The organism is Phenylobacterium sp. (assembly GCF_037968635.1).
Classification (GTDB): Bacteria; Pseudomonadota; Alphaproteobacteria; order Caulobacterales; family Caulobacteraceae; genus Phenylobacterium.
In genome coordinates this window covers 1-19,507 of the sequence record NZ_JBBKVV010000087.1, presented here as the reverse complement: position 1 = coordinate 19,507, position 19,507 = coordinate 1, and the positions used below count along the sequence as shown (strand labels likewise).

The window sequence follows — 19,507 nt, the reverse complement described above, 5'->3', positions numbered from 1 at the left end:
CGCCACTGTCCAGAACCCAGCTATGACCCGCTCCTTCGATCCTGCCGCCGCCCGCGCCGACATTCTGGCGCGTATCGCCGCCGCGGCGAAGGCCTCGGGACGTGAAGCGGCCGATGTGACCCTGGTGGCGGTCTCCAAGCAACAGCCCTGGGACCGGGTGGCGACGATCCTGTCGACCGGCCAGGCGGTGTTCGGAGAGAACCGTGTGCAGGACGCCATGGCGGCCTGGCAAGGCCATCGAGACGGCGTCGAGCTGCGGCTGATCGGGCCGCTGCAGACCAACAAGGTCAAGGAGGCTGTGGCCTTTTTCGACGTGATCGAGACCCTGGACCGCGAGAAGCTGGCCGGCGCCTTGGCGCAGGAGATGACGAAGCAGGGCAAGGCCCCCAGGCTTTACGTCCAGGTGAATACCGGCGAGGAGCAGCAGAAGGCCGGTGTGATCCCCACTGAGGCCGACGCCTTCCTCCAGGCCTGCCGCGAAATCCACGGCCTGACCATTGAGGGCCTGATGTGCATTCCTCCGGCCGACGAGCCCGCCGGCCCGCACTTCGCCCTGCTGGCCAAGATCGCCGCCCGCAACGGAATTCCCAAACTGTCCATGGGGATGAGCGACGACTTCGAGACCGCCGTCCGATTCGGCGCCACCAGCGTGCGGGTGGGTTCAGCGATCTTTGGCCCCCGGGGGTAGGACCCGCAGTTCCGGCCGCGACGGCTTGCCTCGCCTCGCCTCGTCCAGGGCTTCCATGGAGTCGAGGTGCAGATGGGGGTTCACGTCGACGATGGAGATGGCCGAGCCCGGTTCGGCCTTGCCGATCAGGTCCAGGACGTCCCAGGCCTGCAGGGCCACGCAGCCCTCGGTGGGCTCCCAGTTCGGCCGGGCCACGTGCAGGAAGATCGCCGAGCCCATCAACGGAACCACCGGATCGTCGTTGTGGGCCAGGACCAGAACGACGTCGTAGACCTTGTCCTCACGCCACATCCGCTCGGCGCTGGCCGGGTAGGGGAGGCTGACGGGGCGGTTGTAACTCACGTCACCCGGAGCGTCGCACCAGCCGTCATTCGGTTGAATGGCCTTCACCGGCAGCCGGCTCTGAGGCGCCGGGGTGCGGTCGGGGCGGTAGAGCACGCTCCGGATCGGCCAGACCCCAAGGGGCGAACAGCCATCCCCCTCGCGCTTGTCGGCCGCCGGGATCACCCCGCCCTTGCCCAGCGCGCATCGGGTTTCCCGGCCGCCAAGGTCGAACCTGCCGTCTGACATCGCCGTGAACAGCACACTTCACCCCCTTGAGCGGTTGGCGCGGGACGCCAACACGGTGCATGTTCGCGCCCATGGCCCAACGCAAGACCCTACTCGTCGTCGACGACAATGATGATCTGCGCGGCGAACTCGCCGAGCAATTGGAACTGCACGAAGAATTCTCCGCGATCCAGGCGGCCACCGCCGGCGACGGCGTGCGGCAGGCGGTGGAGGCCCGTCCCGACCTCATCCTGCTGGACGTCGACCTGCCGGACATGGACGGCCGCGACGCCTGCAAGATGATGCGCGCCAAGGGGGTGACCTCGCCGGTGATCATGCTGACCGCGGCCGACGCTGATGACGACGCTATCCGCGGCCTGGATTCCGGAGCCAACGACTACGTCACAAAGCCCTTCAAGTTCGCCGTCCTGCTGGCCCGCATCCGCGCCCAGCTACGCAGTCACGAGCAGTCCGAGGGCGCGGTCTTCCACCTGGGGGCCTACGAGTTCCGACCCTCGGCCAAGATGCTGGTGGACGCCAACCAGAAGAAGATCCGGCTGACGGAAAAAGAGACCAACATCCTGAAGTACCTCTATCGGGCCGGCGAGAAGCCGGTGAGCCGCGAGGAGCTGCTGGCCGAGGTCTGGGGCTATAACGCCGGGGTCACCACCCACACGCTCGAGACCCACGTCTATCGGCTGCGACAGAAGATCGAGCCTGATCCCGGCAATGCCCGGCTGCTGCTCACCGAGGCCGGCGGCTACCGCCTGGCTCCGTAGGCCCCGCCCGCCGCCGGTGCCGCCTCTACAGCCCGAAGTCGGCGCTGACCGGGGCGTGATCGCTGGGGCGTTCCCATTCGCGGACGTCGTCATGGACCCGGGCCGCCGCCGCGCCGGAGCGGAAGGCGGCGTCCCGCAGGCCAGGCGAGATCAGCACGTGGTCCAGACGCAGGCCGCGGTTGGACGCGCGGAAGTCGGCGGCGCGGTAGCTCCACCAGGAAAACAGCTTCTGAGGGTCGGGAATGGCGGCGCGCACCAGGTCGGTGAACTGGCCGCTGGCCATCAGATTGGCGAAGACTTCCAGCTCGATCGGCGTGTGGCTGACGATCTTCGACATCTGTTTGTGGCTCCAGACATCGAATTCGCCCGGCGCCACGTTCAGGTCGCCGACGATGGCCAGAGGGGCCTTGGGATCTCGCCGGCCCATATCGGCGGTCAGCTTCTCGTAGAAGTCCAGCTTGTGGTCGAACTTGGCGTTGATCGCCCGGTCGGGGATGTCGCCGCCCGCTGGGATGTAGAAGTTCTGGATCTCCACCCCCGCCACCTTGGCGGAGACGCAGCGGGCATGACCTTCACGGCAAACGTCCAGGGGCGCGACGTCCTCGATCGGCAGGCGCGAGGCGATGGCGACGCCGTGCCAGCCCTTTTGCCCGGCGATCTTGATGTGCGGCAGGCCCATGTCGATGAAGGCCTGGCGGGGAAATTCCCCCTCCTGGCACTTGATCTCCTGCAGGGCGAGGACATCGGGAGCCTGCTCGTCGACGAAGCGGGCGACCTGCTCGGCGCGCAGGCGGACGGAGTTCACATTCCAGGTGCAGAGACGAAGGCGCATCCTGGGTGTCTATCTGGCTTGACCGGGAAAAGAAAACGCCCGGGCACTGGAGAAAGCCCGGGCGTAGTGATGTCTCTCATGCCGCCGCCGGGAGGGGATAGGTTCCGGCACGGAACACGCCCGCTCGCACAGGCGTCATGCGTGGCATTAATGCAACGAGAAATTGGAAATGTCAACCGGAATTCACAAGCAAGGTTGCCTGTTGTCCGATTGTCACATTTTGGCACGACCCACTGATTTGGGCCGGGGGTCGTTGAGCACGAACAAGGTTGGCGCGAGGCCCGACGTGCGCTGCAGGCCGGCGAGGCGGATGCGGGTGGCCTGTCCCTGGGCGTCGCTGACGGTCCAGCCGATCAGGGCCATGGGGCTGTTGGAGAAGGTCAGGGTGATCTGGCCCTCGGCCTGCTTCTTCCCGTCGCGGGCGGTGATGGTGAAACCGTCGGCCAGTCGGGTGACGTCGCTGATCACCACGCCTCGGTCCAGCTTGATCTGGCGGGCCAGGAAGATCGAGAGCGGGGTCGCCATCAGGGGATAGCGGTCGAAGGTCTTCAACCGCGAGTCGGCCACCGAAACATTGGCGCCGTCCGCCACCACCAGCAGCCCCGAGGGCGCCTCATAGGCGAAGCGGGCCTTGCCGGGCCGCTTCAGATAGACGGTCCCCTGGGTGCTCACGCCCCGGGCGTCGGTCTGGACAAAGCGGCCCTTGGCCTCGGTCAGGCCCTGCAGATAGGTGGCGGCCTTGTCCACCAGTACGCGGTCGTCGGCGGTCAGCGGGGCTATGGCCGGCCGGGCGGCAAGCGCCGGTAGCGGCAGGGCGGCCAGGCCCAGCGCCAGGGCGCGGCGGGTCAGTAGGGTCATCAACCAAGCTCCATTTCGCGCAGAAACCTACAGGCCCGGCGCGGCGTCAATAGGGCGGGAGAACGGGGCTGAGGCCCGGGCGTTCCGTCGGCGCCTAAGCCGCCTCATGCGCGCGAGTGGGCCATTCGGACAGTACGGCCAGCAGTCGGGCAGGTTCGATAGGCTTGCCCAGATGGTCATCCATGCCGGCGTCGAGGCACTTCCGGACCTGGTCTGGAAGGACATTTGCGGTCATGGCGATAATCGGCAGACCCTTCAGGCGCGGCAGGTTCAGGGCCCGGATCGCCCGGGTGGCGGTCAGGCCGTCCATCACCGGCATCTGCACGTCCATCAGCACCAGGTCAAAGGCCTGCTCCTGGACCTTCGCGACGGCCTGCTCGCCGTTCTCAGCGGTCTCGATGGCCACGTCGAAGGGGCGCAGGAGAGCCATGATCAGCTCGCGGTTCACAGCCACGTCCTCCACCACCAGCAGGCGCAGGGGCTCCTCCAGGTCGAGGCTCTGCGGCTCTTCCTCAACCTCGTCCTCCAGGGCGTCGGCGCGGGGCAGGGTGAGCTCGAACCAGAAGGTTGAACCCTGTCCGGGGACCGAGGTCGCCCCGATGGCGCCGCCCATGAGTTCGATCGTGCGCTTGCAGATGGCCAGGCCCAGGCCCGTGCCGCCGTACTGCCGCGAGACCGAGGCGTCGGCCTGGGTGAAGCGTTCGAACAGCTGCTCGATCTGCTGTGCGGTGACCCCGATGCCGGTGTCGGTGACCTCCACCCGCATCCGGCCGCGGTCGTTGTCGACGGCTTCCTGGGTGAGGGTCAGGGTGACCCCGCCCTGTGACGTGAACTTGATGGCGTTGGAGAGGAAGTTGAGCAGCACCTGGCGGATGCGCGAGGCGTCCCCGAGCAGAGGCGAGATCTGGCCCTGAGTTCGGACGCTGACGGTCAGGTCCTTGGCATGGGCCTGTTCGGTCATCAGCTCGGCGATGGCCCTGACCGGGGTCTCCGGATCAAAGGGCCGGGCCTCGACCTCAACTGCGCCCGCCTCCAGGCGTGAGAAGTCCAGGACGCTGTTGACCAGCTGCAGCAGGGTTGTGCTGGCGTCGTGGATCAGGCCGGTGTGGTGGGCGTCCTCGACCCCCAGGCGCGGTGAGCGGCGCAGGATGCCGGAGAAGCCGACGATGGCGTTCAGCGGCGTACGCAGCTCATGGGTCATGTTGGCAAGGAAATCGGACTTGGCCGCGGCGGCGTCTTCCGCCCGTTGGCGGGCCTCCACCAGTTCGGTTTCCAGAGCCTTGTGGGCGTCGATCTGGCGCGAGACGGAGATGATCTGGGCTGCGCCCTCCGCGGAGGTGATCAGGCCGAAGTTGGTCTCCACCCACAGCGGCGAACCATTCTTGTGCAGCACGCGGTATTGCAGGGTCTTCTCGCCCCCCTGCTCGGCCAGCTCGGCCAGCTCGCGGCGCACCGCAAGAGAGTCGTCCGGGTGCAGGAAGGTGAAGTTCGGGGTCTCGAACAACTCCTCGACCGAATAGCCCATGGTCGTGGTGACGGAGGGCGACAGGTAGCGTCGCGTCCCGTCCAGGTCGTTCAAGGCGATGACATCGGTGATGTTGTCGGCCAGCACCCGGTACTGGCTCTCCGAGGTGCGCAGCTTGGCCTGGGCGTCTTCAAATTTGCGACGGGCGGCCATGGTTCGGACCACCGCGTCGCTGGCGAAGGCCAGCGACATGATCATCATGCCAAACACCGGCAACCTGGGCATGTCCAGCGGATTGGGGGCGAAGGCCAGGCACCAGATCAGGATGCCGGCGCCCGGTAGGGCGCCGCCCACCACGAAGCCCAGAGGCGACTGGTAGGCGTGGGTCTGGGCGAAGAAGATCACCGACAGCCACAACATCATGCCGGTGACCGCGCCTGCCGCCGTACCGCTGGACCACAGCAGGGCGCCCAGGGTCATCCAGGAGATGCAGCCGAAGCCGACGGTCGAGAGCTGGAGCATCCGCTGGCGGGGGCTGGCCTTGAAGCCCAGGAACTGCCGGCGCGACGCCAGCAGGCAGATGAGCTCGGAAATCGTCTGGGCCAGCAGGAAGAGGCCGCAGATCCGCCAGGGCAGCAGGTTGGCGGCCAGGGCCGCGATGATGGCCGTCGTGGCCATCCGGAGGGGAAATCCTTGATAGGTCTTTGCGGCCAGCTCATCGAGGCCGTCATCCAGCAGTGCGCGCATCGCTGTCCTCGAAAATCCAGCTGAATCATAGACCTCGGCGCCTTTCGCGAGGGTTACCATCCGCGGAGCGACGCAATCGGACACCTAAGTTGAATTGTCGCAGTCGGTCCGCCATCCCAGGGTCGTCGCATGAGCGCTATCCATCCCACCGCCGTCATCGCTTCCGGCGCCCAGGTCGCCGAGGGCGTGGAGATCGGCGCCTACGCGGTGATCGGGCCGCAGGTGAGGCTGGCTCCCGGCAATGTGGTGGGGCCCCACGCGGTGATCGAGGGCGCTACGGTGGTGGGACCGGGCAACCGGTTCCTGCAGTTCTGCGCTATCGGGGCTGGGCCCCAGGTCGACGGCTGGGCGGGTGAGGCCGGTGCGCTGACTATCGGTTCGAACAACGTCTTCCGCGAATTCGTCACCGTTCACGCCTCGACGGGACCGGCTCCGACGAAGATCGGGTCCCGGAACCTGATCATGGCCGGCGCCCACGTGGCCCACGACTGTGTGCTCGGCGCCGACATACGCCTCGCCAATGCCGCGACCCTCGGCGGTCATGTGCAGATCGCCGATTTCGCCCAGGTCAGCGGCCTCGTCGCCATCCACCAGCACAGCCGTATCGGAACCCACGCCTTCGTGGCCGGCGGGGCCATCGTCACACAGGACGTGCCGCCCTTCTGCCTTGTGCAGGGGGACCGGGCGAGGCTGGCGGGTCTGAACGCCGTGGGCCTGAAACGGGCCGGGTTCACGGCCGCCGAGATCACTGGGCTGCGCCGCGCCTATCGCACCCTGTTCCTGGGGACAGGGTCGATGGAAGACCGGCTGGCCGCCGCGCGGCTAGGCGCCGGGGCCTGCACGACAGCCCTCGTGGAATTCCTGGAAAGCTCCGGCCGGGGCTGCATTTCCACGCCCCGCAGCCGCAAACTTGCCGCCTAGGCGATGGCGGGAACCACCTGGGGGTCCTGCTCGGCGGCGTAGTCGACGCCGGCCAGGCCAAAGCCGAAGATCTTCAGGAAGTCGGATCGGAAGCCTGCCAGGTCGGCCAGCTCCGGCAGGGTCTCCGTCGAGATCCGCGCCCAGCGCCGCTTGACCTCGGCCTGAACGGGTTCGGACAGCTCCCAGTCGTCGACCCGCACGCGGCCGGCGTCGTCGAGGCTCTCCGGGCCCGGCAGGACGCTGCGGAACAGGCGGTCGATCTGCTCGATGCAGCCCTCGTGCAGCCCCATCTCCTTCATCACCTTGAACAGCACCACCCCGTAGAGCGGCACCACCGGGATGGCGGAGGAGGCCTGGGTCACCACGGCTTTCAGAGAGACGACGCGGGCGGCGTGGTCGCCATGTTCCTTGCGGATCGCGGCCGCGGCGCGGTCGAGGTCTTCCTTGGCCTTGCCCAGCGTGGCTTTCCAGTAGATCGGCCAGGTCAGTTCCGAGCCGATATAGGTGTAGCTGAGGGTCTTGAAGCCGGGGGCCAGCACGCCGGCGGCCGAGAGCGCCGCCATCCACATCTCCCAGTCCTCGCCGCCCATCACCGCGACGGTCCCGGCGGTCTCTTCGGGCGTGGCGGGCTGCAGTTGTGTCTCGAAGACCTCGCCCTTGTCGGTGTTCAGGGTCTTGACGGTGACCGGGGCGCCCAGGGGCTTGATGGCCGAGCGGAAGGTCTCGCCGGTCTTGGGGTGGGTGCGCACCGGGGCGGCCATGGAATAGACCACGAGGTCCACCTGGCCGAGATTGTCGGCGATGGTCTTGATGGTGTCGGCCTTCATCGCGTCGGAAAACGCGTCGCCGTCGAGGGTGATCGCCTTGCGGCCCGCCTTGGCGGCTTCGGCCTCGAAAGCGCGGTTGTTGTACCAGCCGGCCGAGGCGGTCTTGGTCTCGGAAGGTGACTTTTCGAAGGAGACGCCAACGGTGTCCGCGCCGCCGCCGAAGGTCGCCACAATCCGCGAGGCCAGGCCGTAGCCGGCCGAACAGCCCAACACCAGCACCCGCTTGGCCATGCCTGGGATCTCGCCCTGGCCGGTCACATAGCCGATCTGCTGATGGACGCTCATCGCGCAGCCGGCGGGATGGGCGGTGGTGCAGATGAAACCGCGGATACGGGGCTCGATGATCATGGGCGCCTCTTTTCGTGGACGCGGAAGATACACGGGCTCGCGGTCAGGGAAAGCGGGTCTCTGGCGCGCGCGCCGGCCGGGAATCCAGGACGCGCCTGGATCCCTGGCCTTCGCCGAGGTGAGCGGGTTTGTCTTTAGGCGTTGCCGACCTGGCTCGCGCCGTCGGCCTGGGCCTTGCGGGCGGCATAGACCCCGGCGAAGTCGATGGGGTCGAGCAGGAAGGGCGGGAAGCCGCCGTCCGAGGTGACGTCGGCGATCACCCGGCGGGCGAAGGGGAACAGGAAGCGCGGGCATTCCACCAGCAGCACCGGCTCGAGCTCTTCCTGCGGCACACCGGCGATCTCGAAGACGCCGCCATACAGCAGCTCGACGTGGAAGACAGGGCCGTCCTCGCGGGTGGCGCGGGCCGAAAGCTTCAGATCGACCTCGAAGAAGCCGTCGTCGCGACCGCGGGCGTTCATTTCCACGCCCATGTCGATGGAAGGCTGGCTGGCGCCAGCGCGCAGGCTGTCGGGAGCTCGCGGATTCTCGAAGCTGAGGTCGCGGATGAATTGGGCGAGAATCCGGATTCCAGGCTCAGGTAGTCCGATATCGACGCCGTTTTCCTGGCCGGCCGCGTCAGTGTCGCTCATGGTGGCGAAGATTCCGTGCTCTAAGGACGTCCATTCACGCCCTGTTTGGGACCGGCGCTGCTATCATGCGACTTTCGCCGATGCAACGTCGCCCCTGACGGGGGCGTTGCAACGTCCTATATTGAAGCTCACCCCTCGTCTCCAACGAAGCGATAGTGTTTTGCCGATCTTAGAGTTGATCATCTTTGCGGGCCTCGCCGTGGTCGTGCTGTACCAGCTCTATTCGGTGCTGGGCCGCAGGGTCGGGCGCCAGCCTGAGGACAACGCGACCGACTCCGCCCTTGCAACGGTCAAGCCGGCGCGGCTGGACGGCGAGGAGCCCCAGGCCGCCGAGGCCGCCGAGGGCGTGGCGCTGTCAGGCCTGGCCGCCGTGCGCGCCCGGGACTCAAGTTTCGACCTTCCCCGGTTCCTGGGCGGGGCGAAGGGCGCCTATGAGATGATCGTCACGGCCTTCGCCGCCGGCGACCGCGACACCCTGCGCAATCTGCTGGCCCCTGGCATCCTGTCCAGCTTCGACGCCGAGATCGCCCGGCGTGAGACCGAAGGTCGCACAGAGATCGTCGAATTTTCCCATCCGCCCCGCGCCGACCTGGAGAAGGCCGATGTGACGGGCGACACCGCTCAGGTCACCGTCCGGTTCCTGGCGGAGTTCCGCAGCCGCACCAAGGGCCCCGAGGGTGAGGGGGTCGATGACCGCCGCACCGCCGAACTGTGGACCTTCGAACGCAATCTTAAGAGCCGCGACCCCAACTGGATCCTCGTCCGCGTCGACGCCGCCGAGGCGTAGGACCACCCGCTCATCCCGGCTCCCGCCGGTCCAGCCTGGAGTCCGTCGTGGCCCCGTTGAAGATCCTCCTGGCCGCCGCCTGCGCCCTGACCCTGGCCGCCTGCGCCACCGCCAAGCCCGGGCCCACGCCTTCTCCCTCGCCGCGCCCGACGCCCAGGCCGGCGCCTGCGCCCGTCGTGGAGCAGTTCAGCGACCTGCCGGGCTGGGCCGCCGAGGATCACGCCGGAGCCTTCGAAGCCTATCGGGCGACCTGCGGCGCGGCGCGTGATGCGGCCATGGGCGAGATCTGCCGCCGGGCGCGGTCACGGCCCTTGCTGGCGCAGAGCGAGGCCCGCGCGTTCTTCGAGGACAACTTCCGACCCGAGCTGGTCCCTGGCGAGGGTGTGCTGACCGCCTACTACGCGCCGGAATATGAGGCGCGGGCGCGGCCCGATGCTGAATTCTCCGCCCCCGTCCGTCCCAAGCCCGCCGACCTGGTGGCCAGCGGCCAGGGCGGCCGCGACGCCCAGCAGCGCGGCCCCGACGGCAAGCTTGGCCCCTATCCCGACCGCACGGCCATCGAAACCTCGCAGCCTGTCCAGGTTCTCGCCTGGATGCGGCCCGAGGAGCTGTTCTTCCTGCAGGTCCAAGGCTCGGGCGTGGTCACCTATCCGGACGGCAAGCGGATGAAGGTGCTGTTCGCCGCCACCAACGGCCGGACCTTCGCCGGTATCGCCAACCCCATGCGCGACCGCGGCCTGCTGGCGGCCAACAACACCTCGGGCGAGGCGATCCGCCAGTGGCTGGCCGACCATCGCGGCCGCGACGCCGACGCCATCATGCGGCTGAACCCGCGCTACGTGTTCTTCACCACCGCCCCCGACGACGGGCGGCCGCCCGTGGGCTCGGCGGGCATTCCCCTGCCCACCGGCCGCGCCATCGCGGTGGACCCCAGCCGGCATGCCAGCGGTGAGCTGTTCTGGATCGATGGTGTCGCCCCGATCCTCAACGGCGCCTTTCCCACCTACCGGCGGCTGGTCACGGCTCTGGACGTCGGCGGCGCCATCAAGGGCGAGGTGCGCGCCGACCTCTATCTGGGCCAGGGTCAGCGGGCCGGGACCGAGGCCGGTCGCGTGCGCCATACCCTGCGGATGCACCGTCTGGTTCCCAGGGTCGGTCCCGGCCGGTGAAACGGCCGATCCGGCCCGACGAACTGCGCCTGTGGTCCATGGTGGCGGCCACAGTCCACCCGATGCCGGGCCGAACCGTCTCCAAGGCCGAACGCGACGCGCTCGCCGCTCAGATCGACCACAATGCGCCCGCCGCCCGCATCTCGATCCCGGAAAAGGCCGCGCCAAAGCGTCCGCCTCACCCCTGGCTGGGGCCAGACGACATCGAGCCGCGCCGCAGGCATCGCATCGCCAGGGAGCGCGAGGAGATCGGGGGCCGCATCGACCTGCACGGCATGGACCAGATGCAGGCCAAGTCCGCCCTGGAGGGGTTCGTGCTCGGAGCCTGGAACCGCGGCGACCGCGCCGTGCTGGTGATCACCGGCAAGGGCGCGCGCGGCGGAGGGGTCCTGCGCCGCATGACCCCGGAATGGCTGTCGAGCCCCGCGCTGCGCGATGTGGTGGCCGGAATCTCCGAAGCCCACCGCAACCACGGTGGCGAGGGCGCCCTCTATGTGGCGCTGAAGCGCAAGCCGCGCGCTTAGGTTGGTTCGGGAAGCGGCAGCTGACCCTCCGCGTCTTCGTCCAGGCTCCACTCCGCCGCCATGGTGGTGACCGCGACGTCTGCGGTGACGTTGCCGATGGTCCGCGAGATGTCGGGCAGGGTTTCCACCGCCAGCAGCAGGGGCAGCAACTCCATCGGCACGCCCATGGCCATGGAGATGGGGCCGAGCGTGGTGAAGAAGGTCACGGCGCTGGCGATGCCCACGGCGGCCAGGCTGACCGTGGCGGCCACCAGGACGCCCACCACCAGCACCAGGGGGCTCAGCGGCACGCCGCAGACGTGCGCGACATAGATCACAACGGCCATGTTGCCGGCCGGGCTGGTCATGCGGAACAGGGCCACCGCCATCGGCAGGACCGTGCCGCGCACCTTGTCGGGAACTCCGAGACGCTGAGCGGTGTCCAGCATGGCGGGCAGCGAGGCCAGCGACGACTGGGTGGAGATGGCCACGGCCTCCACCGGGATCATGGCGCGGACGAAGGCCATGAAGGGAACCTTGCCGAACACCACCGCCAGGATCACGGCGACCGCCGCCATGCTCAGGCACATGATCGAGACGATGATCACATAGTGGCCAAGGATGCCGACGGCGCCTAACCCGGTCCGCGCGCCGGTGACCAGAGCCAGGGCGAACACGCCGAAGGGCGCGGCCCACAGCACCCAGTGGACCAGGGTCATCATGGTGTCCTTCACCGCCTCGAAGAACCCGAACAGGGAGGCGCGCTTGTCGGCGGCGATACGGGTGGCGGCCAGGCCGAAGACCAGGGCGAAGACCACCAGGGGGGCCATGGCCCCGTCGGCGGCGACCTTCACGGGATTGGTGGGGATGAAGCTCTTGACCATCTCCTGGATGGTGGGGGTGGGCGGAATCTCGCCCTGGGCGGCCTCGGCTGAGGCGCGCAGGGCCTGGGCGGCCTCCACCGGCGCGGGCCAGATCGCCAGCAGGGCTGGGGTGGCGAGGGCGGCGAAAGTGGCCGACAGCACCAGAAGCACGGCGAACAGGCCCAGCGTGCGCGCCGCGTCCCCTCCTGCCCGGGCCGTATCGGCGGCCTGGGCCACCCCGGTGACCAGCAGGGCGAAGACCAGCGGTATGATGGTCATCCTCAGGGCGTCGAGCCAGACCCCGCCGGCCGGCTCGGCGACGGCGATGATCTGCGGCGCAGAGCCGGGGAGGAAGGCGGCCACGGCGGCGCCGGCGGCGAGGCCGGCCACCAGGCCGATGAGAACGCGGGTGGTCAGGGTCATGGGGTCAGGTTCACCGCGCGCGTGCGTCCGCGCCAGCGAAAAAACCGCTCTGGCCCAACGGGTTCCCTAATCGGGCAGGGCGAAGGCGACGAGCTGGTCGCCGCGCTTGGTGTCGGACTTCGAATGGCCCCCGGCGGCGATCACCACATATTGCCGGCCCTTCCAGACATAGGTCATGGGGGTGGCCTGGCCGCCGGCGGGCAGGCGGCCCTTCCAGAGTTCCTTGCCCGAGCGCGCGTCGAAGGCGCGCAGGTAGTTGTCCATGGCCGCCCCGATAAAGACCAGGCCGCCGCCGGTGACGATGGGCCCGCCGAAGTTGGGGGCGCCGGTCCTGCGCATCAGCCACTGCGAGCCGGGGGCGACGTCGCGGGTGGTGCCCAGGGGCGCGCGCCACAGGACGCGGCCGTCGTGCATGTCGATGGCCGAGAGTTCTCCCCAGGGCGGCGGGTTGCAGGGCAGGCCCAGCGGCGAGCGCAGCAGTTCGCGCTTCATGCCGTAGCGGGCGCCGGCATTGGGGCTGATCTCCACGTCCGGCTGGGCCTTGCGGGCCGCCTTCACGGTCTCGGCCGGGATCAGGGTCACCTTGTGCAGGGCGCTGGAGGTGTTGGCGTAGACGATCTGGCGAGCCGGATCGAAGGCGACGCCGCCCCAGTTCGAGCCGCCGCCGGTGAACGGATAGATGATCGTCCCCCGCGTCGTGGGCGGGGTATAGAGTCCTTCGTTGCGGGCGCCCTCCAGAAGTTTGCGGCAGGCGGCGCGGTCCCACGGCGTCAGGCCGAAGGCGTCCTCAGGCGCGATCCTGTTGGGCGCCAGGGACTTGGGCGCGATGGGGAAGGGCTGGGTCGGCGACAGGGCCTCGCCGATCGCCCCGCCCTGTGGCACGGCGCGCTCCACCACGGGAATGATCGGGACGCCGGTGTCGCGGTTGAGGGTGAAGAGCAGGCCCTGCTTGGTGGTCTGGATCACGGCCGGCGAGGTCACGCCGCGATAGGTGACCGTCGCCAGCGTCGGCTGGGCAGGGACGTCGTAGTCCCAGACGTCGTGGTGGGTGGTCTGGAAACCCCAGGCGAGTTCGCCGGTGGCCGCCTTCAGGGCGACGACGGAGTTGGCGTGACCGCCATCCCCCGGCCTGGCCGCGCCGTAGAAGTCGGGACTGGCGCTGGAGGTGGGCAGGAAGACCAGGCCCCGGTCCTCGTCCACCGACATCGGGGCCCAGACATTGGCGGCGCCGGCGCGGATCTGCGGGCGCACGCTGTCCAGCGGATCGAACCGCCACTTCTGCACGCCCGTCACCGCGTCGAAGGCGTGGACGGCGCCGGAGGTCTCGTCGACCTTTTGATTGTCGTCGATGGAGGAGCCGACAATCACCAGCCCCTGGGTCACCACCGGCGGTGAGGTGATCTGGGCGCCGCCGGGCCGCGTGAGCTTCACGCCGGGGATGGCTGGAACCCAGCCCTCGGTTCCGAAGCCTGCGCAGGCCTGGCCGGTGGCGGCGTCCAGGGCGAACAGCCGCCGGTCATTGGTGTTCATGAACACCCGCTCGGCGCACGGCGCATCGGCCGGGGCTGTGGGGTTCCTCCAATAGGCCAGGCCCCGGCAGTTGTAGTCGTTGGGATAGCGGATGTCGGTGGCGAGCTTCGGGTCGAAGCGCCAAAGAGACGCTCCGGTCGCCGGATCGATGGCGCTGGCCTCGTTGAAGGGCGAGCAGAGGTAGAGCCGTCCCGCCGCCAGGATCGGGGTGACCTGGAACGAAGCCCGATCCATGGCCGCGCCCTTGGTTTCCATGTCGCCGGTGGAGAATTTCCAGGCCGGCTTCAGCCTCCCGACATTCTGCGGCGTGATCTGGGCGGCCTCGGAATAGCGCTGGCCGCCGGCGTCACCGCCATAGTGGGCCCAGCCGGCGTCGGGCGCCGGGGCGACGGGGGGCGCGGAACAGGCGGCGAGGCTTGCGGCGGCGAGCAGGGGCAGGGCGTATCGGCTCATGCGCTCATCAGAGCGCTGGACGCCCTGAGGTCAAAGCGGTTTGGGACGAACGGCGGGCCCGCCGGGACGAGCGGCAGGTGCGTCCGATCGCGAAAGGCTCACCGCCAGGCCTGGCCGGCCGTGTAGGCGGCGGGCTCGCGGGTCAGCGCCCGGACCGACAGGTCGTCCAGGCGGCAGGCGGCGACCGGAAGGCCGGCGGCCATGTCCACGATCTGACAGGTCACGTTCTGGGCGAAGGCCACAGCCATCAGCGAGCCGCGATTGGCGGGATGCGCCGAGGTCTTCTGCAGAGGTTCCGGGGCGAGGGCCACCTCGACCCACTGGTCGGGTGTGGCGCCGAGGGCGACGCAGAGCCGTTCAGAGTCGAGAACCTCCAGCACCGGACCACGGATTTCCGCCCCGACGGCGGGGGCCGAACCCTGGCACGGGGTCTGCGCGTGGGCCGCGCCCGCGAAGGTGGTCAGGGCCAAGGCTCCGGTCAGTCCGCACAGTCGTTGAAGGATTTGCGTCATGGCGGCCCCGCCTGATTAGGATTCTGTTAAAACAATCCACAGGCCCGCGCTTTGTTCCGGGCTGGACCTCAAGCACCCCAGGGTCGTTAGTAGAGGTCAGCGCGAAGGGTTCGACATGAGCAAGCCAATCACCATCACCATTCCCCATGATCTGGGCGCGGCGACTGCGCGCCAGCGCATCGAGGAGGGGTTTGGCAAGATCAGCCAGCAGTTCGGCGAGGCCGCCACTAAGGCGCTCACCAAGACCTGGACCGGCGATCGCCTGGATTTCTCTGTCGCCGCCATGGGCCAGCACGTCACCGGCCACCTGGATGTTCAGGAGGCCGCCGTACTGATGACCATCAACCTGCCCAATGTGCTCGCCCTGCTGGCCGGCAAGATCAAGGGTCGGGTGCAGAAGGAAGGCCAGCTGCTGTTGAAGTAGGACTTGGTCGCGCCGCGGGGGTCTAGGCGACGGCGGGGGCGGCCAGGCTGCGACGCCGATAGAGCCATTCGACGCAGGCCAGGATCACCACGGCCAGGACCAGTTCGAAGCCCAGGTCGCTGAGCTTCAGCGTGGCCTCCGGGCCGCCGGGCAGAAGCACCTCGCCGAACATGGCGACCCCCAGGTTCTGGGCGGCGTGGGCGCCGATGCCGAACTCCAGGCCCCCGAGCCGCAGGGTCGCCCAGGCGAAGACCATGCCCAGCAGGGCGCGGGCCGCCAGTGCGCCTGGGTCGAACTCCAGGTGGAAGAGGGCGAAGATCACGCCGTTGATCAGCAGCACCAGCCAGACGCGGCGCGTGAAGGCGCTCACCTGCTGCAAAAGGTAACCTCGGAACACCACCTCCTCGGCCCAGGCGGCGATCAGGAAGCCGAGACCGCAGGCCGCGACGTAGACCAGTCGCTGGGTCAGGGGCTCGCCCGCGTCGAGGATCGGCGCCTCGCCCCCGCTCTGCGGCAGGAACACCGAGAGCAGGTTCAGGACCATGATGGCGACGACGCCCGCCGCCGCACCCCAGGCGAGCGCACTCCAGCGAAAGCGCGGCGCCACCGTGATCCAGCTGCGGAAGGGCCTGCGGAAGATCAGGCGCGCGGCCAACAGCAGGCCCGCCGCGGCCGCGGCCAGACCCACCCCCACCTCGAAGATGTAGACCGACGACTTCAGCAGCCGGGGCAGGTCGGAGAGCTCGCCGCCGATCACATTCACCGGTACGCCCGAGAACCGCCCGGCGGCGAACACCGCCAGGATCACCAGGAAGCTGAGGGCGATAGCGGCGACGGGTCCGACCACCACCATCAACGCCACCCACCGCCAGCTGCGGTCGCGCGGGGCCGTCAGAGCGAGAAAGGGCGGCGTCGCGCGTCCGGCGAGCACGTCGAGGGCTGGGATCATGAGGGCTGAGGTTAGCGCGCGTCGGTGAGCTCGACTATGGTGGCCCCATGCGCGCCGCTGCTTTCGCCGTCACCGTCACTCTTTTGTCCGTCGTCGGCGTCGCTCGTGCCGCCGATCGCGGCGTCATGCAGGACAAGGACACCTTCCGCGACGCGGCCCTGGCCCCGCTCGAGGATCTGAACCTCAAGCAGAAGGGCATCCCCGACGTCCTGTTGCGGGCGCGTGCTGATCCCTACGACATGGAGGGTCTCTCCCGTTGCGAGCCCATCGCCGGAGAAATCGGTCGGTTGGACGGGGCTCTGGGTCCCGACCTTGACGAGGCCCCGGCGCCTGACACCCGGACGCGCGCCCAGAAGGTCGGCGGGGCGATCAAGGATGCGGGGATATCCGAGCTGCGCGGCGAGAGTCGCAGTCTGCTGCCGTTCCGCGGCTGGGTGCGAAAGCTCACCGGCGCCGCCCGCCACGACAAGAAGATTCAGGCCGCCATCCGCGCGGGCGAGGTGCGCAGGGGTTATCTGAAGGGTGTCGGCATGCGCATGAACTGCGCCCCGCCCGCCGCGCCGAGCTGGTTCGTACCGACCCCGCCGAAGAACCCGGTGGAAAAGGTGGTGGGCCAGTCCTTCGACGGTCTCTGGGCGCGGATCGTCACTTGGTTCTGGAGCTGGTGGCCGTTCTAGCTCTCCCACCCGTGGGAGGGGAGAAGCGGTTCTAAGTCTCCGAGCGTTTGCGCCAGGCCTTCTCTTCGAGGCCCGAGCGGCCTTCGCGGCTTTCCAGCCAGGAGGCCACGTCGTCCAGGGTGACCCCGGACGCGGCCAGCACCACCAGGAAGTGGTACATCAGGTCCGCGCTCTCGGCGGCCAGGCCGTCCTTGTCCTTCTGGACCGCCGAAATCACCACCTCGACGGCCTCTTCGCCCAGCTTCTTGGCGGCGCGCTCGACCCCCTCGGCCAGCAGCTTGGCGGTGTAGGAGCTCTCAGGGCTCGCGCCCTTTCGCTGTTCGATGGTGGCGGCCAGGCGCTCCATCGTCTCGGAAAAACGGCTCATGCGAAGGCCTCCGTCAGGCGAACAGGAATATGAGCCCCCGCCATGGCGCGCTTGACCTCGCCGATGGAGACTTCCCCGAAATGGAAGATCGAGGCGGCCAGGACGGCGTCGGCGCCGCCCTTGGTCACGGCCTCGACCATGTGAGCCGCGCTGCCGGCGCCGCCAGAGGCGATCACCGGTACGTTGACGGCCGCGGTCATGGCGGCCAGCAGGTCGATATCGTAGCCGGTCTTGGCGCCGTCGCGGTCCATGGAGGTCAGCAGGATTTCGCCCGCGCCGCGTTTCACCGCGTCGACGGCGTATTCCACCACGTCCAGCCCCGTCGCGGTGCGGCCGCCATAGGTATAGACTTCCCAGCCGTCGTTGCGGCCGCCCGAGCCGGTCCGGGCCGTGCCGTGCTTGGCGTCGATCGCCACCACCACCGCCTGGGAGCCAAAGGCGTCGGCGCAGGCGCTGATCAGGTCGCGGTTCTCCACCGCGGCGGTGTTGACGGAAATCTTGTCGGCCCCGGCCAGCAGCAGGCGGCGGGCGTCCTCCACCTGGCGGATGCCACCCCCCACCGACAGCGGCATGAAGCAGACATCGGCGGTGCGGGCGATGACGTCGAGAATGGCGCCGCGCCGCTCGTGGCTGGCGGTGATGTCCAGGAACATCAGCTCGTCGGCGCCGGCCGCGTCATAGGCCGTGGCCTGTTCCACCGGATCGCCGGCGTCGCGCAGGGCCACGAAGTTCACGCCCTTCACCACGCGGCCGTCCTTGACGTCCAGGCAGGGGATGACGCGAACCTTCAGCATCAGGCGGCGACCTTGAGGGCCTCGGCCGGGCTGATGGCGCCGTTGTAGAGCGCCCGACCCAGGACCGCGCCGGAGATCGGCACACCCTTGCGGGCCCGCAGGCGCACGATGTCGTCGACGCTGGCCAGGCCGCCGGCGGCGATCACCGGGATGTTCACCGCATCAGCGATGGCCCCGAAGGCCTCGACATTGAAGCCCATCACCGTGCCGTCGCGGTCGATGTCGGTGATGATCAGGGCGCCGACGCCGGCGTCCTCAAAGCGCTTGGAGACGGTGACGGCGTCGAGGTCGGAGCTCTCGGTCCAGCCTTGGGTCGCCACCTTGCCGGCCCGCACATCGACGCTGACGGCGATCTGTTCGGGCCATTCGCGGGCCGCGGCCTTGACGATCTCGGGCTCGGTGACGGCGATGGTGCCCAGGATCACGCGGGAGACGCCCGCCTCGATCCAGCGCTCGATGTCCTTCATGGAGCGGATGCCGCCGCCGAGCTGGACCGGGATGGAGACGTTCTCAAGGATAGCCTCGACGGCCTTCTCATTGATCGCCCGACCCTGGACGGCGCCGTTCAGGTCGACGACGTGGACCCAATGGAACCCGCTCTCCACAAATTGGCGAGCCTGGTCCGCAGGCGAGGAATTGAAGACCGTTGCGGTGGTCAGGTCGCCGTGCAGGACGCGCACGCACTGGCCGTCCTTCAGGTCGATCGCGGGATAGAGGATCAAGGTCGCCACTCCAGGAAGCGCGCCAGGAGGGCAAGCCCGGCGCTCTGCGACTTTTCAGGGTGAAACTGTACGCCCGCGATGTTGCCGTTGGCGACAGCCGCTGGAAATTGTCCCCCGTGATCGACCCAGGCGGCGACGTCCCTGTCGTCGTCCGGATAGAAGGCGAAGGAGTGGGTGAAGTACATCGGCTCGCCCGCGATCGCGGCGATCATGTCCGGGCCACGGGGCGACACCAGGGTGTTCCAGCCCATGTGCGGGATCTTGGCGGCGGGATCGCTCGGCTCGACCCGACGGACATCGCCGCCGATCCAGTCCAGGCCGGGCGTCTCGCCGAACTCCAGGCCACGGGTGGCCAGCAGTTGCATGCCGACACAGATGCCCAGGAAGGGCCGGCCCTTGGCGCGAACCGCCTGGGTCATGGCCTCGATCAGGCCGGGACGCTCGGAAAGCGCCGACATGCAGGCTGAAAACGCCCCCACGCCCGGCAGGACGATGCGGTCGGCGGCGGCCACGATTTGCGGATCGCAGGTGACCACGATCTGGCTCGCGCCGTCGGCGGCCTTCACCAGGGCCTTTTCGGCCGAGCGAAGGTTGCCCGACCCGTAGTCGATCAGGGCGACACTCTGCATGGAACTGATTCCTAGAGGACGCCCTTGGTCGACGGAGCGTGACCATGGGTTTTGGGGTC

22 protein-coding genes are annotated in these 19,507 nt (G+C 68.7%); 8 read left to right on the top strand and 14 right to left on the bottom strand.

Annotated elements, in window-relative coordinates:
• Window positions 1–22: 22 nt before the first annotated feature.
• Window positions 23–688 (top strand): YggS family pyridoxal phosphate-dependent enzyme, encoded by a 666-nt coding sequence (locus AAC997_RS10660; protein WP_340645676.1) that lies wholly within the window; start codon window positions 23–25, stop codon window positions 686–688.
• Here the strand turns inward: AAC997_RS10660 and AAC997_RS10655 are convergent.
• Window positions 662–1,273, bottom strand: coding sequence for a L,D-transpeptidase family protein (locus tag AAC997_RS10655; protein WP_340645675.1), 612 nt, complete (start codon window positions 1,271–1,273; stop codon window positions 662–664). The two genes, AAC997_RS10660 and AAC997_RS10655, sit on opposite strands and share 27 nt — an antisense overlap.
• A 56-nt stretch (window positions 1,274–1,329) precedes the next feature.
• On the opposite strand from AAC997_RS10655, the gene AAC997_RS10650 reads away from it, so the two are divergent.
• Window positions 1,330–2,016 carry a response regulator transcription factor gene (locus tag AAC997_RS10650; protein WP_340645704.1) on the top strand — a complete coding sequence of 229 codons (687 nt, stop codon included), beginning with the start codon at window positions 1,330–1,332 and terminating at the stop codon, window positions 2,014–2,016.
• A gap of 25 nt (window positions 2,017–2,041) precedes the next feature.
• Here AAC997_RS10650 and xth read toward each other — a convergent pair whose 3' ends face one another.
• The 3 genes from xth to AAC997_RS10635 all read right to left on the bottom strand — a co-directional run bounded on the left by xth (window position 2,042) and on the right by AAC997_RS10635 (window position 5,918).
• Complete coding sequence (xth, locus tag AAC997_RS10645) at window positions 2,042–2,848, bottom strand: exodeoxyribonuclease III (protein ID WP_340645674.1); 807 nt, start codon at window positions 2,846–2,848, stop codon at window positions 2,042–2,044.
• Between the two features lie 213 nt (window positions 2,849–3,061).
• Window positions 3,062–3,706 (bottom strand): outer-membrane lipoprotein carrier protein LolA, encoded by a 645-nt coding sequence (locus AAC997_RS10640; RefSeq protein WP_340645673.1) that lies wholly within the window; start codon window positions 3,704–3,706, stop codon window positions 3,062–3,064.
• Between the two features lie 94 nt (window positions 3,707–3,800).
• Window positions 3,801–5,918 (bottom strand): ATP-binding protein, encoded by a 2,118-nt coding sequence (locus AAC997_RS10635; RefSeq protein ID WP_340645672.1) that lies wholly within the window; start codon window positions 5,916–5,918, stop codon window positions 3,801–3,803.
• 129 nt (window positions 5,919–6,047) lie between these two features.
• Between AAC997_RS10635 and lpxA the strand changes: the two genes are divergently transcribed.
• Window positions 6,048–6,839 (top strand): acyl-ACP--UDP-N-acetylglucosamine O-acyltransferase, encoded by a 792-nt coding sequence (gene lpxA, locus AAC997_RS10630; protein WP_340645671.1) that lies wholly within the window; start codon window positions 6,048–6,050, stop codon window positions 6,837–6,839.
• Here lpxA and fabV read toward each other — a convergent pair.
• Together fabV and secB are read right to left on the bottom strand one after the other, a co-directional pair.
• On the bottom strand, window positions 6,836–8,014 hold the full coding sequence (fabV, locus tag AAC997_RS10625) for an enoyl-ACP reductase FabV (RefSeq protein ID WP_340645670.1): 1,179 nt from the start codon (window positions 8,012–8,014) through the stop codon (window positions 6,836–6,838). The two genes, lpxA and fabV, sit on opposite strands and share 4 nt — an antisense overlap.
• 134 nt (window positions 8,015–8,148) lie before the next feature.
• Complete coding sequence (gene secB, locus AAC997_RS10620) at window positions 8,149–8,646, bottom strand: protein-export chaperone SecB (RefSeq protein WP_340645669.1); 498 nt, start codon at window positions 8,644–8,646, stop codon at window positions 8,149–8,151.
• A 166-nt stretch (window positions 8,647–8,812) separates the two neighbouring features.
• Between secB and timA the strand changes: the two genes are divergently transcribed.
• From timA to AAC997_RS10605, 3 genes are read left to right on the top strand one after another with little or no spacing between them, the layout of a single operon-like run.
• On the top strand, window positions 8,813–9,433 hold the full coding sequence (gene timA / locus AAC997_RS10615) for a TIM44-related membrane protein TimA (RefSeq protein ID WP_340645703.1): 621 nt from the start codon (window positions 8,813–8,815) through the stop codon (window positions 9,431–9,433).
• Between the two features lie 47 nt (window positions 9,434–9,480).
• Complete coding sequence (locus tag AAC997_RS10610; protein ID WP_340645668.1) at window positions 9,481–10,602, top strand: MltA domain-containing protein; 1,122 nt, start codon at window positions 9,481–9,483, stop codon at window positions 10,600–10,602.
• Window positions 10,599–11,126, top strand: a complete 528-nt coding sequence (locus tag AAC997_RS10605) for a Smr/MutS family protein (RefSeq protein WP_340645667.1) — start codon at window positions 10,599–10,601, stop codon at window positions 11,124–11,126. The genes AAC997_RS10610 and AAC997_RS10605 overlap by 4 nt, the downstream gene beginning before the upstream one ends.
• On the opposite strand, the gene AAC997_RS10600 is transcribed toward AAC997_RS10605, so the two are convergent.
• The 3 genes from AAC997_RS10600 to AAC997_RS10590 all read right to left on the bottom strand — a co-directional run bounded on the left by AAC997_RS10600 (window position 11,123) and on the right by AAC997_RS10590 (window position 14,886).
• Complete coding sequence (locus AAC997_RS10600) at window positions 11,123–12,391, bottom strand: cation:dicarboxylase symporter family transporter (RefSeq protein WP_340645666.1); 1,269 nt, start codon at window positions 12,389–12,391, stop codon at window positions 11,123–11,125. The two genes, AAC997_RS10605 and AAC997_RS10600, sit on opposite strands and share 4 nt — an antisense overlap.
• 66 nt (window positions 12,392–12,457) lie before the next feature.
• Window positions 12,458–14,374 (bottom strand): pyrroloquinoline quinone-dependent dehydrogenase, encoded by a 1,917-nt coding sequence (locus AAC997_RS10595; protein ID WP_340645665.1) that lies wholly within the window; start codon window positions 14,372–14,374, stop codon window positions 12,458–12,460.
• Window positions 14,375–14,472: 98 nt separating this feature from the next.
• Entirely contained in the window at window positions 14,473–14,886 is a 414-nt protein-coding gene (locus tag AAC997_RS10590; protein WP_340645664.1) for a hypothetical protein, read from the bottom strand.
• 115 nt (window positions 14,887–15,001) lie between these two features.
• Between AAC997_RS10590 and AAC997_RS10585 the strand changes: the two genes are divergently transcribed.
• Window positions 15,002–15,310: a polyhydroxyalkanoic acid system family protein gene (locus AAC997_RS10585; RefSeq protein ID WP_340645663.1), complete on the top strand. Its 309-nt coding sequence runs from the start codon at window positions 15,002–15,004 to the stop codon at window positions 15,308–15,310.
• A gap of 22 nt (window positions 15,311–15,332) precedes the next feature.
• Here the strand turns inward: AAC997_RS10585 and AAC997_RS10580 are convergent, their stop codons facing one another.
• The gene (locus AAC997_RS10580) at window positions 15,333–16,259 is read right to left on the bottom strand and encodes a CPBP family intramembrane glutamic endopeptidase (protein WP_340645662.1); all 927 of its coding nucleotides are present in this window, start codon (window positions 16,257–16,259) and stop codon (window positions 15,333–15,335) included.
• 47 nt (window positions 16,260–16,306) lie between these two features.
• Here AAC997_RS10580 and AAC997_RS10575 point away from each other — a divergent pair, with 47 nt between their 5' ends.
• Window positions 16,307–16,936 (top strand): hypothetical protein, encoded by a 630-nt coding sequence (locus tag AAC997_RS10575; protein WP_340645661.1) that lies wholly within the window; start codon window positions 16,307–16,309, stop codon window positions 16,934–16,936.
• Window positions 16,937–16,967: 31 nt separating this feature from the next.
• On the opposite strand, the gene AAC997_RS10570 is transcribed toward AAC997_RS10575, so the two are convergent.
• Genes AAC997_RS10570 through hisH form a run of 4 tightly spaced genes read right to left on the bottom strand, consistent with a single transcriptional unit; the run spans window position 16,968 to window position 19,448 of the window.
• Window positions 16,968–17,303, bottom strand: coding sequence for a phosphoribosyl-ATP diphosphatase (locus tag AAC997_RS10570; RefSeq protein WP_340645660.1), 336 nt, complete (start codon window positions 17,301–17,303; stop codon window positions 16,968–16,970).
• Window positions 17,300–18,097 carry an imidazole glycerol phosphate synthase subunit HisF gene (gene hisF / locus AAC997_RS10565; RefSeq protein WP_340645659.1) on the bottom strand — a complete coding sequence of 266 codons (798 nt, stop codon included), beginning with the start codon at window positions 18,095–18,097 and terminating at the stop codon, window positions 17,300–17,302. Before hisF ends, AAC997_RS10570 begins: the two co-directional genes overlap by 4 nt.
• Window positions 18,097–18,819 (bottom strand): 1-(5-phosphoribosyl)-5-[(5-phosphoribosylamino)methylideneamino]imidazole-4-carboxamide isomerase, encoded by a 723-nt coding sequence (gene hisA / locus AAC997_RS10560; RefSeq protein ID WP_340645658.1) that lies wholly within the window; start codon window positions 18,817–18,819, stop codon window positions 18,097–18,099. The genes hisF and hisA overlap by 1 nt, the downstream gene beginning before the upstream one ends.
• Window positions 18,816–19,448, bottom strand: a complete 633-nt coding sequence (gene hisH, locus AAC997_RS10555; protein ID WP_340645657.1) for an imidazole glycerol phosphate synthase subunit HisH — start codon at window positions 19,446–19,448, stop codon at window positions 18,816–18,818. The genes hisA and hisH overlap by 4 nt, the downstream gene beginning before the upstream one ends.
• Between the last annotated feature and the right edge of the window lie 59 nt (window positions 19,449–19,507).

Excerpts from the sequence above, each read along its gene's own strand:
- AAC997_RS10595 (WP_340645665.1), bottom strand. The coding sequence starts at position 14,374 with ATGAGCCGATACGCCCTGCCCCTGCTCGCCGCCGCAAGCCTCGCCGCC.
- AAC997_RS10580 (WP_340645662.1), bottom strand. The coding sequence starts at position 16,259 with ATGATCCCAGCCCTCGACGTGCTCGCCGGACGCGCGACGCCGCCCTTT.
- hisH (WP_340645657.1), bottom strand. The coding sequence starts at position 19,448 with ATGCAGAGTGTCGCCCTGATCGACTACGGGTCGGGCAACCTTCGCTCG.
- AAC997_RS10640 (WP_340645673.1), bottom strand. The coding sequence starts at position 3,706 with ATGACCCTACTGACCCGCCGCGCCCTGGCGCTGGGCCTGGCCGCCCTG.
- AAC997_RS10635 (WP_340645672.1), bottom strand. The coding sequence starts at position 5,918 with ATGCGCGCACTGCTGGATGACGGCCTCGATGAGCTGGCCGCAAAGACC.
- AAC997_RS10570 (WP_340645660.1), bottom strand. The coding sequence starts at position 17,303 with ATGAGCCGTTTTTCCGAGACGATGGAGCGCCTGGCCGCCACCATCGAA.
- xth (WP_340645674.1), bottom strand. The coding sequence starts at position 2,848 with ATGCGCCTTCGTCTCTGCACCTGGAATGTGAACTCCGTCCGCCTGCGC.
- lpxA (WP_340645671.1), top strand. The coding sequence starts at position 6,048 with ATGAGCGCTATCCATCCCACCGCCGTCATCGCTTCCGGCGCCCAGGTC.
- hisF (WP_340645659.1), bottom strand. The coding sequence starts at position 18,097 with ATGCTGAAGGTTCGCGTCATCCCCTGCCTGGACGTCAAGGACGGCCGC.
- secB (WP_340645669.1), bottom strand. The coding sequence starts at position 8,646 with ATGAGCGACACTGACGCGGCCGGCCAGGAAAACGGCGTCGATATCGGA.
- AAC997_RS10590 (WP_340645664.1), bottom strand. The coding sequence starts at position 14,886 with ATGACGCAAATCCTTCAACGACTGTGCGGACTGACCGGAGCCTTGGCC.
- AAC997_RS10600 (WP_340645666.1), bottom strand. The coding sequence starts at position 12,391 with ATGACCCTGACCACCCGCGTTCTCATCGGCCTGGTGGCCGGCCTCGCC.
- AAC997_RS10660 (WP_340645676.1), top strand. The coding sequence starts at position 23 with ATGACCCGCTCCTTCGATCCTGCCGCCGCCCGCGCCGACATTCTGGCG.
- fabV (WP_340645670.1), bottom strand. The coding sequence starts at position 8,014 with ATGATCATCGAGCCCCGTATCCGCGGTTTCATCTGCACCACCGCCCAT.
- AAC997_RS10650 (WP_340645704.1), top strand. The coding sequence starts at position 1,330 with ATGGCCCAACGCAAGACCCTACTCGTCGTCGACGACAATGATGATCTG.
- AAC997_RS10585 (WP_340645663.1), top strand. The coding sequence starts at position 15,002 with ATGAGCAAGCCAATCACCATCACCATTCCCCATGATCTGGGCGCGGCG.
- AAC997_RS10575 (WP_340645661.1), top strand. The coding sequence starts at position 16,307 with ATGCGCGCCGCTGCTTTCGCCGTCACCGTCACTCTTTTGTCCGTCGTC.